This window comes from Paenibacillus sp. FSL K6-4396, from assembly GCF_038002525.1.
In the GTDB taxonomy this organism is placed as follows: domain Bacteria; phylum Bacillota; class Bacilli; order Paenibacillales; family Paenibacillaceae; genus Paenibacillus; species Paenibacillus amylolyticus_B.
Genome location: NZ_JBBOCR010000001.1, coordinates 282,195 through 300,879 on the forward strand (window position 1 = coordinate 282,195; position 18,685 = coordinate 300,879).

General features: G+C 46.6%; 15 protein-coding genes. 6 read left to right on the plus strand and 9 right to left on the minus strand.

The window, feature by feature from the left end; all coding sequences use genetic code 11:
* Window positions 1-268: 268 nt before the first annotated feature.
* The 6 genes from MHB85_RS01290 to MHB85_RS01315 all read right to left on the minus strand — a co-directional run bounded on the left by MHB85_RS01290 (window position 269) and on the right by MHB85_RS01315 (window position 5,419).
* Window positions 269-1,540, minus strand: a complete 1,272-nt coding sequence (locus MHB85_RS01290; RefSeq protein ID WP_192136156.1) for an S-layer homology domain-containing protein — start codon at window positions 1,538-1,540, stop codon at window positions 269-271.
* A 346-nt stretch (window positions 1,541-1,886) separates the two neighbouring features.
* The gene (gene csaA, locus MHB85_RS01295; protein WP_192136154.1) at window positions 1,887-2,216 is read right to left on the minus strand and encodes a chaperone CsaA; all 330 of its coding nucleotides are present in this window, start codon (window positions 2,214-2,216) and stop codon (window positions 1,887-1,889) included.
* Window positions 2,217-2,327: 111 nt separating this feature from the next.
* Window positions 2,328-2,960, minus strand: a complete 633-nt coding sequence (udk, locus tag MHB85_RS01300; protein WP_036616377.1) for a uridine kinase — start codon at window positions 2,958-2,960, stop codon at window positions 2,328-2,330.
* A 199-nt stretch (window positions 2,961-3,159) separates the two neighbouring features.
* Window positions 3,160-3,741 carry a VanZ family protein gene (locus tag MHB85_RS01305; protein ID WP_192136152.1) on the minus strand — a complete coding sequence of 194 codons (582 nt, stop codon included), beginning with the start codon at window positions 3,739-3,741 and terminating at the stop codon, window positions 3,160-3,162.
* 33 nt (window positions 3,742-3,774) lie between these two features.
* A complete protein-coding gene (locus tag MHB85_RS01310; RefSeq protein WP_192136150.1) occupies window positions 3,775-4,899 on the minus strand; it encodes a DUF4179 domain-containing protein in 1,125 nt (374 codons plus the stop codon).
* Window positions 4,883-5,419, minus strand: a complete 537-nt coding sequence (locus MHB85_RS01315; RefSeq protein WP_192136148.1) for an RNA polymerase sigma factor — start codon at window positions 5,417-5,419, stop codon at window positions 4,883-4,885. The genes MHB85_RS01310 and MHB85_RS01315 overlap by 17 nt, the downstream gene beginning before the upstream one ends.
* A 202-nt stretch (window positions 5,420-5,621) precedes the next feature.
* Here MHB85_RS01315 and MHB85_RS01320 point away from each other — a divergent pair, with 202 nt between their 5' ends.
* From MHB85_RS01320 to MHB85_RS01335, 4 genes are all read left to right on the plus strand, one after another.
* Window positions 5,622-6,467: a PRD domain-containing protein gene (locus tag MHB85_RS01320; protein WP_341072256.1), complete on the plus strand. Its 846-nt coding sequence runs from the start codon at window positions 5,622-5,624 to the stop codon at window positions 6,465-6,467.
* Window positions 6,468-6,605: 138 nt separating this feature from the next.
* Window positions 6,606-8,534, plus strand: coding sequence for a beta-glucoside-specific PTS transporter subunit IIABC (locus MHB85_RS01325; RefSeq protein WP_192136144.1), 1,929 nt, complete (start codon window positions 6,606-6,608; stop codon window positions 8,532-8,534).
* Between the two features lie 52 nt (window positions 8,535-8,586).
* Window positions 8,587-10,044 carry a glycoside hydrolase family 1 protein gene (locus MHB85_RS01330; RefSeq protein ID WP_105602212.1) on the plus strand — a complete coding sequence of 486 codons (1,458 nt, stop codon included), beginning with the start codon at window positions 8,587-8,589 and terminating at the stop codon, window positions 10,042-10,044.
* 6 nt (window positions 10,045-10,050) lie between these two features.
* Window positions 10,051-11,010 (plus strand): 2-keto-3-deoxygluconate permease, encoded by a 960-nt coding sequence (locus MHB85_RS01335; RefSeq protein WP_192136142.1) that lies wholly within the window; start codon window positions 10,051-10,053, stop codon window positions 11,008-11,010.
* A gap of 67 nt (window positions 11,011-11,077) precedes the next feature.
* On the opposite strand, the gene MHB85_RS01340 is transcribed toward MHB85_RS01335, so the two are convergent.
* Window positions 11,078-11,761 carry a type 1 glutamine amidotransferase domain-containing protein gene (locus MHB85_RS01340; RefSeq protein WP_192136140.1) on the minus strand — a complete coding sequence of 228 codons (684 nt, stop codon included), beginning with the start codon at window positions 11,759-11,761 and terminating at the stop codon, window positions 11,078-11,080.
* A gap of 385 nt (window positions 11,762-12,146) precedes the next feature.
* On the opposite strand from MHB85_RS01340, the gene MHB85_RS01345 reads away from it, so the two are divergent.
* Window positions 12,147-12,611, plus strand: a complete 465-nt coding sequence (locus tag MHB85_RS01345; RefSeq protein ID WP_274599304.1) for a hypothetical protein — start codon at window positions 12,147-12,149, stop codon at window positions 12,609-12,611.
* 113 nt (window positions 12,612-12,724) lie between these two features.
* Here the strand turns inward: MHB85_RS01345 and MHB85_RS01350 are convergent, their stop codons facing one another.
* Window positions 12,725-15,745: an SNF2-related protein gene (locus MHB85_RS01350; protein ID WP_192136236.1), complete on the minus strand. Its 3,021-nt coding sequence runs from the start codon at window positions 15,743-15,745 to the stop codon at window positions 12,725-12,727.
* 5 nt (window positions 15,746-15,750) lie between these two features.
* Window positions 15,751-17,526: a hypothetical protein gene (locus MHB85_RS01355; RefSeq protein WP_083669951.1), complete on the minus strand. Its 1,776-nt coding sequence runs from the start codon at window positions 17,524-17,526 to the stop codon at window positions 15,751-15,753.
* Between the two features lie 283 nt (window positions 17,527-17,809).
* Between MHB85_RS01355 and MHB85_RS01360 the strand changes: the two genes are divergently transcribed.
* Complete coding sequence (locus MHB85_RS01360) at window positions 17,810-18,628, plus strand: endonuclease/exonuclease/phosphatase family protein (RefSeq protein ID WP_341072258.1); 819 nt, start codon at window positions 17,810-17,812, stop codon at window positions 18,626-18,628.
* Window positions 18,629-18,685 lie beyond the last annotated feature (57 nt).

The window sequence follows — 18,685 nt, forward strand, 5'->3', positions numbered from 1 at the left end:
ATCTACACTCCATCTTAAATTATCTAGCTGGTAAACATAAACACCGATATTAGACATTCCACTACCCTCAACGGGTATTACTTTTTTCTGAGACTTTGAAGGGGATGAAGGCACTAAATGAGAGGCTTCTAAAACTGGCTTAGTTCCAGGCCCCCCTCCAGCAAAAACTACTGAAGGGGATGGGAACAATATGCATAATGTTATATATGCTATTAATAACCTCTTTAACAATTTATAGAAGTGCACATTGGAACACCCTTTTCATAGTTTAATTTGGTACTACAGTAAAGATTGTTCCATCTTTGAGCGTCAGACGTACTCCAGGATTTAGTGACTTGTCAAAATGTAAGAGACCGTGTGCCCAGTAAACAGGTTTTTTTTCAATAAAAACGCCTTTGGGTCCGAGTAAATCATTTATATGTTTAAGTCCATACTCGTTAAAGGCTTTAGTGCTTGGAGAAGTTAAAGCATTAATAGTTGGGGAATTGATAAGACTACCAGCTTGCAGTTGGTTCATAGAGTTTTTAATACTAATATCAAACTCTGTAAAAGAATAATAAGCGCCTCTCAGTAATCTATCTTTTTCATCAACGAAAACGGGATAATAGATACTTCTCTCAGTTTCTTTCACATATGGATTGACGATGATCCAGTTTTTTACCTTCAGATCTGCATAATTCGTTACTGTAACTAATTCTTGATTACGGACTTTCGCAAAATCGCCAGTTACTTTGCTGTAATCATAAGACTCAGAAAATTTTTCTGGTCCTGCTTTCTGATACGTTGGCGCAATAATACTCAAATTCGTTCCCGTCAAACCCACCGCTCGCAGCTCATTCAGCCCCTGAAAATCAGCAGGTTTTGTCTTGGCAACTGCTGCATAACGGGCGATCAATACAGCTACTTCAGCTCGTGTTGTTGTACGATCGACGCCAAATGTTTTATCGTTTGCTACACTCATCAGTCCCGTTCCCAGGGCAACAGCGACTGCATTTTTTTGAGCGCTTGCGAGTTTGCCTGTGAAATATTCCTTTGCAGGCACAACGGTGTTGGTCACATCAGAGAGTGCTTGTTTATACTCAGGATCAACCACGGTTAGCCCTTGCGTCAGCCAAGTAGCCATTTCTCCTCGTTGAAGAGCGCCTTGTGCATCCAATTTCCCCTTATAATTAGAAGGGCTGATAAAACCTTTTGCTATAGCAATAGAGACACCGCTTTTTGCCCACTCGGGTATGTCTGTGAAATTGTTTTGTTCTTGTGTTGATGCATTAGGCTGGTCGGATAAACGTCCCAGAATACTTGCCATTTCAGCTTTGGTGACCGGTGAGCTTGGTTTAAATGTCCCGTCGGCATACCCCTTGAAATAACCTTGTTCCACGGCCAAATTAATTTCTGAAGATGCCCAGTGTGTAGAAGGAACGTCCTTGAATTTAGTTGTAACTTGTGCGGCTTCTACAGAACTCCCAACACCTCCAAAACCTGCGATACCCCCTGTTAATAAAGCCAATGCCGCTACGCCGGAAATCATCATTTTTCTCATGAATTTTGCTCCTCTCAATTGTGAATTTCTCTCCTTGATATGTACTTTTCAGGCTACTAGATACTAAATTTGTAATAATAATCAATATTCTACCATGTATAACTAGGCTGTTGGTATGATTTATCAACAAAACTCCTCCTCTTCGCTCAACCCTTACTACTTCTCCAGACCTATATTCCATCAAAAAAACACAAAAAAAGGCCACGAATCCGCAGATTCATAGCCTTATGCTTTAAGGTCTCCAACATATGTAGTTCCATCAATAGTCAATTCAATAATCAATAAATCAAGAATACTCGATTTCCAAACATTTGAAAAGCCCATATTCTTCTTACTCAAAATAAAGTCAGGCTATCGGTGTTCCATTAGGTAATGGGCTATCCGGTGAGAGCAAGACAACATCGCCTTCACCAGGCAAGCCGCCAAGCACAAGTACTTCAGAGACAAAACCGGCAATCCGCCGAGGTGGGAAATTAACTACAGCAACGACCTGTTTGCCAATGATCATGTCAGGCGTGTATCGCTGAGTAATCTGAGCGCTGGAGCGTTTAAGACCAAGTGGTCCGAAGTCGATCGTCATTTTAATAGCGGGTATGCGAGCCTTGGGGAAGGGTTCGGCTTCCACCACGGTACCAACCCGGATGTCATGCTGCATGAACTCTTCAAAAGTAGCCATAGGGGTAGATCTCCTTTCAACTATTGGGGACTATTATAAATGAAAAATCAACAAAAAATCCAGATTACGCAGTATCGTAACCTGGATTTCTGTTGCGTTGCATTGCGCAAATTAAGCGCCGTTCCAATTTTCCCCGGTGAGGTATTTCTCAGTGAGGATGGATAACATCTGAATACCTACTTCATTATGTCCGCCTTCTGGAATAATGATATCGGCATACTTTTTGGATGGCTCGATAAAAGCATCGTGCATTGGTTTTACCGTTTCGAGATATTGTTTGTACACGGATTGGATCGTGCGTCCGCGCTCTTCAATATCCCGCAGGACTCTCCGTAGAATCCGAACATCGGAATCAGTATCAACAAATACTTTGATGTCCATCAGACTGCGAAGATGTTCATCAATCAGCACATGCAATCCTTCTACAATGACAATATGGTTCGGTGCCAGTTCAACCGTCTCATTGGCAGCACGATTATCTATGGTGAAGTCATATACGGGAGCATACGCCGCTTGGCCTTTTTTCAACAGGGTGAGATGCTCAATCAACAGATCATTATCGAATGCAAACGGGTGATCGTAATTGGTGAGTCGGCGTTGCTCAGGTGTGAGCTGCGACTGGTCTTTGTAATAATTGTCTTGGGATATAAACGTAACTTTAGCTGATCCCAGACGGTCTATGACGGAGCGAGCTACCGTCGTTTTACCGGAGCCGGTTCCTCCGGCGATACCAATAATGAGCATGGTTGTTCCATAAGCCTCCCTAAAATGGCAGCATGATGAATGGATAAAAGCGCATCAGAAATCCTTCGTTCATGGCCTTTATCCACATGTCTGTCTCTGAATACACAATTCTTTCATTGTACCATAGCAGACGGCTTTTTTCATCTTGGTGTATGGACCATGTTTTGCCTTCAGGGGCTTTATGCTTGTTAAAATTCATTTACTGCATGTCTTTGGATGATACTCCCCGCGGTGACTCCCATAGGGCCAGCAGGCGATGTCCGATGGAGCTTTTTGTGAACATATTCAGGATGACATAACCAAGGACACATCCTGTTGTATTGGCTATCAAATCGTTCAGATCAGTGCTGCGACCGTTGCCTAAGGTCGCTCGAAGCAGCAACTGTGTTATTTCAATGAGGAAACTTACGCTCAATCCTGCGAATGCTGCTGTTCGTATCGAGTGAATCCAAGGCTTGATGAAAGGAAGCATGAACCCCAGTGGCATAAACAGCACAATGTTGAGGAGAAAGCTTGGTGCATCCGCGGTCAGGAGCGGAATCCATTGAATGCTTTGATACCATGGAGTTTGATTGGCATAGATTCCGATGTTCACGTCGATAGGGAAAAATACAAAGTGCATAACGCCCAACATATATATGGCAAATGCGAGCATCGACACATACTGTCTGACCGTATACCTGGTTTTGCTCACCCTGGCGTGGATCATCAGGGCAAGCAGGACCAGAACGAATAATGGGCCAAGTACGATGGGAGATGAGATTGAATATTGGATGGACATGGAATGGCTCCTTCATAAGGAAATGAGATCAGGCTATTGAAGCTGAATCTTCATTTCCATTCCCTTGATGAATTGAGTGTCTTTAACCTCTTCCGTAAAATCATCCTTGATCTCGAAAGGTTTTACTATCAGATATTTTACATCCTTGGCAGTTGTGGCATATATGCGTTCCGATTTCAGTTGGTTACCCTCGTATAGGCCTTCGCCGCTGAGAGCGGTTAGCTGCCGCTCCTGATCATCATAGACGGCAAATCCGACGTGACTCAGCTGTTCCTGCTCTTTTGCCGTAAGAGTACTCTTATCGTTCAAACTGATAACAGTAGTTAGACGGGTAGTGACAGGGGTAACCACAGCTTCCGTAACAGCGGCAGTATACAAATTGTTGGTCATGGCTGTATTAGGCAGAACCTGATGAATGTTTTCTGTTGATTTGGCAAATGGAACCGTCAGCTCGAACTCATGATCGATGCCCTGCAACGTCAATTGAACCTTGGCGTCGAACTGATCCGGCAATTGTGCCGTTCCCTGATCGGAGGAAATGACCTGCTCAAAGAGCAGTGTATTTGGCTGCGTTTCTCCTACCGAACTATAGAACAGTCCGCTATTCGAAAGGGACCCGTCGACTTTGAAAAAGACATTCTCAATACCACTGCTCAGTTTCACGATGTCCTTGCCATTGTCATATTCACCCTGATTCAGATTAGGCGCAGTGAAATGAACCAGAAATGCAGCACGGGTACCATCATAAACTGTTTCAAGGACTTCCAGCTTCACATCCTGGTAAGCAACCTTGCTGTTAACAGGGGTAGTCAAGCCGTCGTTGCCCGCCGTTCGCAGACCCATATCGGCTTCGATTGAGCTGAAGAGGCTGCCCACGAGTGGGATATTGCGCAAGGAGGCAGCCATGGCCGGTGATACAAAGCCGGATGCAAATACGGTCACGCCCAATACTCCGGCTGCGATCGTCGCAGCTACAGCCTTGTGCCATCGCTTGTGCCGCCGACTGGAGCGCAAAGTTTGTTCCGTTTTCAATGTGTTTGGGGACGCCGGCAGAGAATCCAGTGTGGCATCAATCCGGTTACGCACGAGTTCAGACATCAGAGGACGCTCCTTCGCTTGGTTCTTTAATTCCTGATCGATATTAAACGGGTTTGACATGTAAGTTTACCTCCCGAAAATTTTTGAATTTCTGATATAACTCCTGCCTTGCCCGAGTAAGTCTCATTTTCACTGCACTTTCGGAAATATTGAGGGCATCGGCGACTTGACGCAGGGACAGGTCCTCAAAATAATGCAAAACGACAACAATTCGTTTCGATTCCTCCAGACGGTCTACCGCTTCTCGCATATCGACCTCATCGTAGGGACTGGAATGCTCCTGCTTATCTGAAGGTACTTCCGCATAAGCGGTGGAGAGAGAGCGGCGGGACAGCATCGTGTTACATTCATTGATGAGGATGCGAAACAGCCAGGTTTTGAAATACCGGGGTTCCCGGAGTGTATGCACCGATTTGTATGCGTTCAGGATTGTCTCCTGAATGGCATCGGCCACGTCCTCCTCTTTTCTCAGCATGGATTTTGCCGTATTGTACAAAGAGTTTTCAATGTCTCGAATAAGCCGGATAAAGGCTTCACGATCTCCTTGGATGGCCTGGTTAACGAGATCGGTTGAACCCATGGATAACAGCTCCTTTCGTATTGGAGGGATGAAGCCAGCACTTGGCTGGTTTTTCCCTAAGATTGGATGATTGACTTTTTCAAAAACAGCACTATAATAAACTTATATTCATAACACGGACTGTTACTGGGGAAACCAGGCATGACCGAATTCGATTGCTTTACTGTAATCGCTTTCGGTCTTTTTTTATTTTTGTTGGGGGGTGAGAACATTGAAGGTTATCAAGAAAGTAAACAATAACGTAGCCATCGCTATTAATGAACATAACGAAGAGGTTTTTGTCGTAGGTAAAGGGGTCGGATTTCTGAAAACTCCCTATGAGCTGACGGAGACGGACTTGGTGGAAAAAATATTCGTAGCACCAAAGAACATCCGGATGTATGATCTGCTGAACAGTATTCCGATTGAGGATATTTATCTCGCGGAGGAAGTCATTAAGCTGGGCAGTCAGATCCTGAATAAAACATTTAACCCGAATCTGCTTCTCACCCTGTCCGACCATATCAGTTTTGCATTAACCCGAACGAGAGAAGGTATCCGTATCAAAAATCCGCTGGAATGGGAAGTGCGGACACTCTATCCGGACGAGACCCGGGTGGGGGAGGATGCGCTGAAGCTGATTCAGGAAAAAACGGATATCGCTCTGCCAACAGCCGAAACAACACTGATTGCTCTGCATTTTGTTAATGCACAGGTGGGCTCTGGAGAGATGACGGATACCACGAAGGTAACCACAGTTACGGGCGAGATCCTGTCCGTGATCAAATATGCTCTCAAAATTGACTTTCAGGAGGATTCCATCCATTTCATGCGTTTTGCCACACATATCCGGTATTTCATTCTGAGGCAGATGAGCGGTAAATCGCTCAAAGACGAGAATGAATCTCTGTTCCTGATGGTGAAGGAGAAGTTTCCGAAAGAACTGGCTTGTGTGGAGAAGATTGCTGATTTCCTGAAAAATAATTACGGCTGGACCTGTTCGGATGATGAAAAATTATATCTGATCTTGCATATTCAACGATTGATCTCAAATGAACCAACGGAATGAACTAGTGAAGGAACTAACCGAATAATCCATATTGGACTGTTACTGATTCGATCAGGCATGACCAAGCGTAGGGAATGACGATTCCCCGGCTTGGTCATTTTTTATATATCCAATTTATTCATGTAGAGGAGAAGGGTCATGAACAACAAAGACTTGGCTAAAAACGTACTTGATCTCGTTGGCGGCGAGCAAAATATATCGGGTCTGACACACTGTGCAACCCGTTTGAGATTCGTATTAAAGGATGATAACAAAGCAGACCTCAAGGCGCTGGATCAGCTCGAAGGCGTGCTCAAGGCACAAAATTCCGGTGGACAGGTTCAGGTTGTTATCGGTGCCAAGGTAGATGCAGTCTATAGTGAAGTGAGAAATCTAACCTCTGACAAGATTGGCGAGCTTACGGAGTCTACAGACAGTGGACCGAAAAAGAGACGTAACCCCGTCAATGTAGTGCTTGAAACCATCGCAGGTATATTCACACCTGTTCTGCCAGCACTTGTTGGTTGCGGGATGATCAAGTGTTTGGCTACGGTTATAACTGCCATGGGTTACCTGGAAGGCTCCGGTTTCCTGACGATCATTAACATGATTGGGGACTGCATTTTCTACTTTATGCCATTCTTCCTGGCTGTTAGTGCAGCAAATCGTTTCAAAACCAATCCCTACTTGGCGGTAGCTCTTGCTGCGGGATTAATGCATCCAACCATTTTGAACGCTGCGGCTCAGATTGCTGAGACGGGTGTAAATAGTATCGATTTTCTCGGCATGCCGATTCTGCTTATGAAATATTCCTCTTCCGTCATTCCAATCATTTTGGCGGTATGGATTATGAGTTATGTGTATCCGATCGTCAATCGAGTGATTCCCAAGTTTCTGCAGGTCCTGCTTACCCCAATGATTGTTTTGTTTATTATGATTCCAGTGGAACTAATCGTGCTTGGCCCAGTAGGTTCATATATCGGTGACTGGTTGACCAATGGTATCAACTCATTGTTCTCAACCGCAGGTGTTCTTGCTGGTGCCATCCTTGGATTTTTCAAACCAATTATGGTCATGTTCGGTATGCACTATGCGATCATGCCGATTCAGGTTCAACAAGTGGCTACACTTGGTGCAACAGTGCTGTTACCAACAGCACTGGCAGCGAATTTGGCTCAGGCTGGAGCAGCCTTCGGTGTGTTTGTACTGACGAAGAGTAAAACGATGAAATCAGCAGCTGCTTCGAGTGGATTTACCGCTTTGTTCGGGATTACTGAGCCAGCGATCTATGGTGTTACGCTCAAATATAAACGTCCCTTTTTCGCAGGTTGCCTGGCAGGTGGATTAGTCGGTGGATTCTACAGCTTGGTGCATACAACAGCGAATGCAATTTCACTGCCAGGTGTATTGGCAATTGGCACGTATACATCAGATCGTTACATGTATGTCGTTATTGGTTGTATTGCCGCAGTTGTACTCGGGTTTGTGTTCACGCTGTTGGCGGGCATCAAGGAAGATACAGATGGAAATAAATCGCAGCAACAAGCTACGAATAAAGTAAATAGCAATCAAACAGCCGTTGCCACAGAGGCAACTACAGCGTCCGTATCATCACTGACATCCACGTCTTCTGACATGCTTATCGTTAGTCCAATGACAGGGGAGATCAAACCGATCTCTGAAGTGGAGGATCAAGCGTTTGCCCAAGAATTGATGGGTAAAGGCATTGCAATCGTTCCGACAGATGGCAAGGTATATGCTCCATTTGACGGGGTAGTCGAAGCGCTTTATCGCACCAAACATGCCATCGGATTGAAAGCTGCGAATGGTGTCGAGATCCTGATTCATATCGGAGTGGATACCGTCAGTCTGAAAGGGAAATATTTTAACGCCCATATCGAACAGGGACAGACAATCAAGGCAGGGGATTTATTGGTGGAGTTTGATCCGGAGGGCATTACGTCAGCAGGATATAACACGATTACATCGATTGTGGTAACCAACATGCAACAGTACGGAGATGTGCTGACTACAGCGACCAGCGGCCCGATCCGGGAGAGTGAACCTTTGATCAAGCTAATCCCCTAGAACCTTAGATAAGACCATTTAAATAACACGTATCTAACAGGAGGAAACTAAAATGACTCATTCTAATTTTCCAAAAGATTTTTTGTGGGGCGGGGCGCTTTCTGCCTGTCAGGCTGAAGGTGCTTATAATGTGGACGGCAAGAGTCTGACCATTCCCGAAGTGATGAAGTTTAACGAGAAGAACGACCGCAAGGTGACCAAACAGATCAGAGTGAATTGGGAGATGATAGAAGAGGCCCGGAACGACCCGGATACGGTTAAATATCCAAAGCGCCGGGGGATCGATTTCTATCATAACTTCCGTGAGGATATCGCATTATTCGCCGAGATGGGCTTCAAAGTGTTCCGTTATTCCATTTCTTGGGCCAGAGTATTTCCAGGTGGCGACGATGCCGCTCCGAACGAAAAGGCACTAGAGTTCTATGATCAGGTTATTGATGAATGTCTGAAACAGGGCATGGAGCCCCTGATCACCATTAGCCACTTTGATACACCGATTGTACTGATGGACAAGTTCGGAGGATGGTACAACCGCAAGCTGATCGATCTGTATGTGAACTATTGTGATGTGCTGTTCAATCGCTACAAGGGCAAAGTGAAATATTGGGTGACGTTCAACGAGATCAACATGAGCGTGAAGGCATCTGCCAAGACGCTGGGAATCATTGATTATGATGCACCGAATTATGAGGAAATGCTGTTTCAGGGATTGCATCATCAATTTGTAGCTGCGTCCAGAGCAACCAAGATGGCCCATGAGATTGATCCGAATAACCAGATCGGAAGCATGGTGGCATATTTTACAACGTACCCATACACATGCAAGCCGGAGGATGCACTTCAGATGCAGCAGGATGATCAGATGAAAAATCAATTCTATCTGGATGTGCTCAATAAAGGCGAGTACCCTTATTATAGTAAAACGTATTTCAAAAACAAGGAGATCCGGTTGAACATCGAGGACGGCGATCTGGATAACATTCGCGCACATACGGCTGACTTCGTGGGGATGTCGTATTACAACTCCATGATTTCCAGCAGTGATACCGAACAACTTGAATTAACAGCCGGGAACGTACACAGTGTCTACAAAAACCCGCATTTGCCTGCAAACGAGTGGGGTTGGCAGATTGATCCCATTGGCCTGCGGTATACGCTAAATCTCGTCTATGATCGGTATCAAAAACCGGTCTTCATCCTGGAGAACAGCTCAGGCTTCTACGACAAGCTGAATGAGGACGGAACGATCAACGATCCCTACCGGATTGATTTCCTGAGCAAACATATCGAACAGATGGGACTCGCCATTGCGGATGGCGTCGAAGTGTTGGGTTACACGATGTGGGGGCCGATCGACATGATCAGTTCAGGGACTTCCGAGATGAGCAAACGGTACGGATTTATCTACGTGGATCAGGATGACTATGGCAATGGTACGCTGAAAAGATATCGGAAGGATTCGTTCTTCTGGTATCAGAATGTGATCCGTACCAACGGAGCAGAACTGTAACAGGTCATGAATATTCTGGGCCGAATCAAAAAAATCCCTGGCGGCTTGCTGATTGTTCCTATGCTTGCCGCCGCGGTTATCAACACGATTTTCCCGTCGTTCTTTCAGATCGGAGATCCAACAACAGCGCTGTTCACATCGAAAGGTACCATGGTGCTGATTGGCATGATTTTGCTCGTGTCTGGCACACAGCTCAATCTGTCACAGCTTCTGATGACCTTGAAGAGAGCAGGAGTACTCTGTATTTCACGTATTCTCATCAGCTGCCTGTTCGGCTGGGCATTTGTACACTTTTTTGGCATTAGTGGGGTTGGAGGCGTGTCTGCAGTAGCTTTCATCGCCGTTCTGACCAGTTGTAATCCAGGGTTATATCTGGCCTTGATGAACACGTACGGAGATGATGTGGATCGTGCTGCGTTTGGCATTCTGAATCTGATTGCCGTACCGGTTATTCCGGTCATGATATTGAATTCGGCAAGCGGTGTTGGTATGGATTACCTTAGTGTTCTTGCTACGCTAGTACCTTTTTTTATCGGCATACTTCTTGGTAACCTGGATCGCAACATACAGAAGATGTTCGCTCCGGGAACACTGATTCTGCTGCCTTTCCTGGGTACAAGCTTTGGGTCGAATATTGATCTGCGTATTGCATTTCAATCCAGTCTATCCGGCTTATTGGTCACGGTGTTATTTTTACTGATCTGCATGCTGCCGCTCATTGGAATTGATCGCACGATATTAAGACGGCCCGGTTACGCAGCGGCTGCGACATGTTCGGTTGCTGGATTGTCCATGGTGGTACCATCGATGGCTGCCGGGTTCAATCCGGCGTATGCGCCTTATGTGGACACCGCTATCGCTCAGATTGCGTTTGCCGTGATCCTGACGTCGGTGACCGTGCCTTATATCGTGAAGCGTCTGGCTGGAGGAACAACGACGGAAGTTTCTGCATCAACAAATCACTAGAAAAAACAGCATGTGTTCTGTCAGGTCATGACGGATCACATGCTGTTTTGCTTTGTACATCTATATGTTACAGACCAAGCAATTGTTTAACACTTTCAGCTACCGCTTTGCTGGATTGCGGATTCTGTCCTGTGACTACGCGGCCATCAGTTGTGACATAGGAACTGAATGCAGCAGCTTTATCGTATTGTGCAGCGCGTTCTCTCAAAGCATCTTCCAACAGGAAAGGAACATACTCGGTTTGTTGAGCCAATGCTTCCTCTTCATTCGTGAAGCCGGAAACCGTTTTGTCGTTGATCAAAAGCAGGCCGTTGGACAGCTTCACGTTCAGCAGGGCTGTAACCCCGTGGCACACGCCGGATACAACGCCACCTTTTTCATAGATTTCACGAGAAAGCTCTTGAAGTTCCGCATTGTCCGGGAAATCCCACATCGTACCGTGACCGCCTGTGAAGTAGATTGCATCGTAGTCGCTCGCGTTTACTTCGCCAGGTTTCAACGTGTTCTTCAATTGGTTCATGAATGTTTCGTTCTCAAAATAGGTTTTGGTGCTCTCATCCAGGGAGTCACCGAGACTTTTCGGATCAAGAGGTACGTTACCCCCTTTAGGGCTAACCAGATCGATCTGAACATTGTCATTACGGTCAAACTCTTCAATAAAGTGAGTTGCTTCGCTCAGCCACAAGCCGGTAGGTTCGTCCTTCGTTGCGTATTTATCTACATTTGTTAGAACAACCAGTATCTTTTTCATATAAAAACCTCCCGTAAAGTGTATAACATCAATTTATATTAAATATCACAAAATTAAATTGTGTAAAATCTATTATTTAATATAACATAACCATTTTCTAAAGTAAAATCATGAACGTATCTTCGATCTCTATTGTTACTTTCAAGCGTAGGCGTAAAGAACAATCTAGTAGTAGTAAATATGCCCTTAAGAATGCACGTTTACTTATAATTTTCTTTTTAATTTACTCAATTTGTAAGCGAAGGTAGGCATGTGTAAGGGTTATCAAAATTAATTCAAATTTGATGTTAATTTGATTGTACATCTAGGTCTTTTGATATAAGATGTCGAAAGAAACTACATTATAATGGTACATATTACATATCTAATCGGGGGAAATTGAACAATGAAACGTACAGGAAAATTCGTCACTTCAACGATGGTTGCTGCTATTGCAGCTGTGTCAATCGTGTCTTCAGCCTCGGCAAGCACAATCTCTAATTCGAATATCTCTAGTATTTCTATGGCTAATATTCAAAGTATGGATATCGAAACTGCTTTGATGTTGGTTCAACAAGAACGCACCAAATTATTGGATGCCCAATTGCAGACACAAATTCAGGAAGTACAGAACCGTAACAATTATATTGCAGATTTGAATGCACAATTGTCGATAGCTCAACAAAACGGGGATGAAGCAGCTGTTCAGAAGCTGAAAGGTCAAATTGATGCTGCGAGCAATTCCCAGCAGATGGACATGCTTCGTCTGCAGTCCATGTCCAACAAGCGCAATGAAGCGTTTGATGTCATGACGAACTTTGTCAAAAAAATGCAGGATTCAAGATCATCCATCATCGGTAACATGCGTTAAGAACGGATGATTAACTGCAACAACACAAAAAGAGCGAAGCCGGAATTTAAATTCCGAAACTTCGCTCTTTTTGTATTTCTCTTTTTCTATGATATATCTCATCTAATCCCAAGTTAGCCCGACCAGTCACGACGCCGAGTGAACAGATCCTGCAACTCATCCGTCGACAATTCGGTAATCCAGTTCTCGGAGCTTGTGATGATGTTATCGCTGAGCTGCTGTTTGCTCTCCAACATCTCGTCGATCCGCTCCTCCAATGTACCAAGAGAGATGAACTTATGCACCTGAACATCCTTCGTCTGACCCATCCGATAAGCCCGGTCGGTAGCTTGATTCTCAACAGCCGGGTTCCACCAGCGGTCAAAATGGAACACATGATTGGCTGCGGTCAGATTCAATCCCACACCGCCAGCCTTGATGGACAGAATGAAGACGGATGGTTGCTTATCCTCAGGCAATGTACGGGACTGGAATTCCTCAATCATGCGATCTCGCGCCGTTTTGGACGTACCCCCGTGCAGGTACAATACAGGCTCCTGCAACTCCTGACGCAGTACTTGTTGCAGCATCTGTCCCATACCAATGTATTGGGTGAAAATCAGGCATCGCTCGCCTTCGTCCCTTAATTCCCGGACAAGCTCCATCAGTCGTTCCAGCTTTGCGGAGCGGCTGATCAGCATCGCCATATCTTGCGGGCTGTACACGTCATAAGCAGATTTCAGTGCACCGTCTTCGGGCAGTTCCTCCGGCAAAGCTTCTTTTGTCAGCAGCAGAGGGTGATCACACAACTGTTTAAGCTGGGTTAACGCCGATAGAATGGCACCTTTGCGCTTAATGCCTTCCAGCTCTTTCATTTTATCCATCAGGGCCTGTACGGACTGGTCATACAATGCACTTTGTTCGCCCGTAAGATGAATGTAAGTCTTCATCTCGTTTTTGTCCGGCAGATCAAGCTGGATATTAGGATCTTTTTTCTTACGGCGTAGCATGAATGGTTTCACCAATTGCTGCAGATCCTGCATCCGTTGCTCGTCCTTGTCTTTCTCTATGGCACTGATGAAGCGAGTCTGGAATGCCCGGGCGTTGCCCAGATATCCTGGATTGATAAAGTCATAGATCGACCACAGCTCGGACAACCGATTCTCGATCGGCGTACCTGTCATGGCAATGCGGTGTTTCGCCGGGAAACTGCGAACAGCCAGGGACTGTTTGGTCTGGGCGTTTTTGATATTCTGTGCTTCATCGAGACAGATGCATGACCAGGTATAGGTTTGTAACATCTCCTGATCCAGTGTAGCCGTAGCAAAGGACGTGATAATAATATCCACCTGCTCGGTCTGCTCCCGGAATTCTTCTCCACTTAATCGGCGTGCGCCATAATGCAGACTGACATTAATGGAGGGTGCGAAGCGGCTAATTTCCTTTTGCCAGTTGCCCAGTACGGAGGTTGGGCAGATCAGAAGTACCGGGGCTTGTCCCGGCTTACGTGGTTCATGATCCTTGATGTGTAACAGATACGTGATGAACTGAATGGTTTTCCCGAGACCCATATCATCGGCAAGACATGCCCCAAGTCCGAATCTGCGCAGGAAACCAAGCCATGCAAAACCTTCCTTCTGATACGATCGCAGCTCGGCATGAAGCCCTGTCGGAATGGGCAGGGAAGGTGCGCCGCCTTGTCCGCCCCCGAGTTGTGCAATAACCCGGTTCAGGTGCTCATTCAGTTCTACTTCCAGCCGAATGTTCTGATCATCCTGTGGTTGCTGGTCTTCCTCGGTTTGTTGTCCTTCCTTCCATTTCTGGTTGCGATATTCTCGTTGCTCATTATGCAGCAGATGCAGGTGTAGAATATCCTGGAATGAGAGTCCCTGTTCCCGATCTACACCGCCCATGGCACGACGTATCTGTTCTAGCAGGTCGGGGTCGAGAGGAACCCATTCTCCACGGAAGCGAACCAGTCGTTCATTACGGGCAACAAGGTCGGCGAATTCATCTTCGCTAAGATCCGTGTCACCAATCGCAATGCGCCAGTCAAAATGAATAATCGAGTCCAGTCCAAAGAACGACTGTCCCCGTTCACTGCCTTCCTCCGGCTGCACCTTAGCACGCAGCTTTGGTTTCTTCTTACGGGCTGCTTCCCACCAACCAGGCAGCAGAACTTGCCAGCCCGCTGCGAGCAACCTGCCGCTATCCTGCGTCAGGAACTGCCAGGCTTCCTGATCTCCCAAAGGATCACTCAGCACATCCCGACTACCACTAATGGAGCTTCCAAGACGGGGCAGATGTGCACGCAGCTGATCCAGCCATCCGGCGGAGCGATCCAGAATGAACGGTGTCCATACCTCTGGCCATTCGCCTTCAAGTCTGCCGCGTGAATCCAGCATGACGGGCACCAATACAGCGGCATCCAGCTTGTTCTGCAACACCAATCGCAGCCGCCAAGATGGCTCATCCTCGTCCGGCTCCTGCAATTGCAGCATGGGTCTGAATGGTGCGGCATCTGCTTTCCAGCCAATGGATACGAGCCAGGACTGAGCATCCATCCCGGCTGTCTTGGGTAGAGTGCCGCGCTCTGGGAACAACTGCGGGAATTCACGCCGCAGATCGGTTGCCGCTTCCTCCGAACTGTACCAGCGCTGGAACACAAAGGCGGAGTAGGCCGCCCCGAGTCCCTCGGCATAACTCTCGTCGGTCTGTTGAATCGCCTTGGTAAGCGATGCCCGCTCCTGCTTTTTCAAGCTATCCGGGTCCCAGGTCCACTGAAGCTGTCCTGCACGGTAGGCCTCGAAGCTAGGTACGTATTTGCGTTTTTCGATAGATGCCGCGAGCGCGGGAGCCAGTCGAATCAGATGTTCCGCTTGTTCGCCCCACTTCCATTCAATATGAAGCAGAGTATGCATCTCGGCAAAAAAGGGAATCACTTCTTCCGCAGGCAGAACAACCAACTCAATCTCCTCAATCTGCCGAACTTCCAGTTCGGTCCCGTAGAAGGAAGGCGCATGCCAAGCGAACAATCGCTGCTTAAGCGACTGTCCCGGTACAAAGTGGTGTGTGTTGAGTGCTCCGTAAAACAAAGCATCGCCATATCCGGTTAAAGCGACGTGAACCTCAATCGTTTCAGTGTAAGGATGAATTAAGCTCATGAGATCAGTTTACCTTTCCGAAGCTCTTCCTGCAGGGCGCGCAGCCGACTGTTACGAACGGCGAGTGTGGTGATGAATTGCTCCCAGTGCGCTTCTTGCTTCATTTTTTTATAGATTTTGGACAGACGTTTCAACAGCTTCACCGCTGCTTTGTATCCGTCCCTGTTTTTGTGTCCGATATAACGCTCCACTGCCTGATGATAGAAGGGAAGCAGCAGCTCAGGTGCATCTTTTTCGATTGGTTGCAGCATCGCTACGCGGAATTCGAGAGGTTCCGTTCCCGTACTCAGCTGAAAATCAATCCATCTGCGCCACTGTCCACGCGAATGCATAGCATCCTCGTAGGCGGGGCGGGAGTGGGGAAGCATACTGACAAGCGTGTCCCACATACGGTTCTCTGCATCGGGCAGATGTTGAATGGCCGTATCCCATAGATGCATGTAATCATTCAAAGGTGTATTACGCCGATTCGCCAGAAGGGGGCCAAGTTGTACCAACCAATCCCCAAGTCGCTTCCATTCAGCCGAATCTGCGAGTACATGGAGAAAATGCAACAGTTGTTCTGGGGGGAAGCCGTAGGCCGAGCTTCCATGGATGAGTCGCTGCCATGCCTGATCATCTTGCCCCAGATGGAAGTGCATCCAGCTCTGCGCGAGTATGAGTGGTAAAGGCAGTGTTACGGCTTTGCCTGGTCTATCACTACTACTTCCATTATTTTGAGCGCTACCCAAGACACTCCCACCTGACTGGGAAGGTGACGAAGCGGCGGTTATATTGCGTTCTATATCATCTAAGATGGCCTGTTCCGACACTAACATGTCCCGCGACCCTTGCAGCTCAGGTACGATCCAGTTCAACCACAGTTGTCGATAGATCGGAGTGAAGAACATCATGCTGGCTGTCTCAGGCATCATCTGTTTGCGTAAATAAGCTGAGGTTTCAGACAGTCTGTTCCAAAGTTGTTCAAGCTTGTTTCCCTTTAGACCTGACAGGTCTAGTGGATGGTTAAAGATCCGTTCAATGTCTTTCTGAAGTGCATCCACCGCGAGCTGGGCAGGGTAGCTCAAGTACACGGGGGTATGAGTGATTGAATTACGAGCCGGCGGCACGCAGAATCGGATGAGGTGCAACTGCACATGTAGTTCAAAAAGTTGGTCCATTGCAGCGGACAGCCTTGGTTTAATGGCATACAGCTCGTCCGTTGCTTCCTGTACGTAGGATGTGCTTGCTGTGCCAGTACCCAGCCGTCTCAGACAGGAGTGGAATAGTTCGTGCCATTCCGAGATTTCGAGATCAGCAAGCTCTGTTGCACGTTCCTTGATCTGGCTGTATTGGTTGTCCGGAATGTCCATATCCTGTTGTTCATCGGCATCTGCATAGCTGGATATTCCTGCGGACATGGCCCCGACGGGTTTGGTCGTTTGTTTGAGTGCAGTACTGGAGTGCGCATTCACAATCGCATGCACAGGTCGCTCCAGTTGCTCGGCATAACTCATTAATACAGCCGTCATATGTTTGCATACGGAACTCACCGGGCAGGTGCAATGACTTGTAGTCAGGGATTGCATGCTTAGTGTGACCTCGTACTCTTCCGATCCTTGTACAACGGCCGAGATCCCTTGTTGTTCGGAATAGGTTAATGGTCCGACACGTTTCTGTTTATAATATTGGAATCCGCGCATGATCGTCAGGTTATTAAAATGCTCTGCAACCTGCCTGATCAACTGTTGCCACTGCGCATCATCCATCCTCATGTTATTCGGTATGTTCATCATTCCATCTCCTGGGGTAAACATAGGTTCAGTAATCACCACGTCTATGACGTGATGTTGTAAATTTGTTGTATCCATCATATCAGTTATGAGCCAATCCGTGCATGGGTTATGAAGAATTTGAAGTTATTTTAGACCAACTGGAATCAGGATGAACACGTCGGTTCTGCTGGCGGACGGAATGCATGATTGCACCATATTGTGTATGCTTATGGTATGTATTCCTTTCAGGAACGATGCAGGCCGGGGAAACGGCCATATTACACACAACAGGAGAGAGCATATGAAAATACTTACGTTAAACACACACGCTTGGGCGGAAGAGGATCAACTGAACAAGATCAGTCAACTGGCTGATTTTATTAATACACATCAATTCGATGTAATCTCCATGCAAGAGGTTAACCAGTCCATGCAGGAAGCGGTGCTTTCTGAAGAAGAACTGAAGATATATTATGCTACTGAACCCGATGCTGTGATAAAAAAAGACAACTATGCCTACGTCCTGCTTCAGCAGCTGACAGAGCAATATTACTGGACGTGGATTCCCGCGCATGTTGGGTTTCAAAAATACGATGAAGGATTGGCGATCCTTAGCCGGACGCCGATTAAGCAGGCTTTTGGGGAATACGTGTCCCACATGCGGGATTATAACAACTATCGTACACGCAAGATTGTGGGAATTCAGACGGTCGTCCAAGGTGAAGCAACCTGGTTTGTGAACGGACATTATAACTGGTGGGATGATGCGCAGGAACCTTTCAAGGGACAGTGGGAGTTGACGGAGAGCAAGCTTGCCCCCTACATGGACCAGCCGTTATATATAATGGGTGATTTCAATAATGTCGCGGAAGTGCGTGGTGAAGGCTATGATTATATGATGAGCAAAGGCTGGAATGACCTGTACACCACAGCATTGCAAAAGGATGAAGGAGCAACCGTGGTGAAGGCCATTGCCGGCTGGGCAGATAACAAACGCGATCTTCGGATCGACTATATTTTCTCCAATCGTCCGATTCAGGCTAAATCTTCTACCGTGGTCTTGAATGGTAAAAACGGACGGGTAGTGTCTGACCATTTTGGCGTCGCTGTAGAGATATAACAGCCGTGTGAGCATAAACCGTAAAGGTGATATCACCGCAACTACGAAACAAAGCCT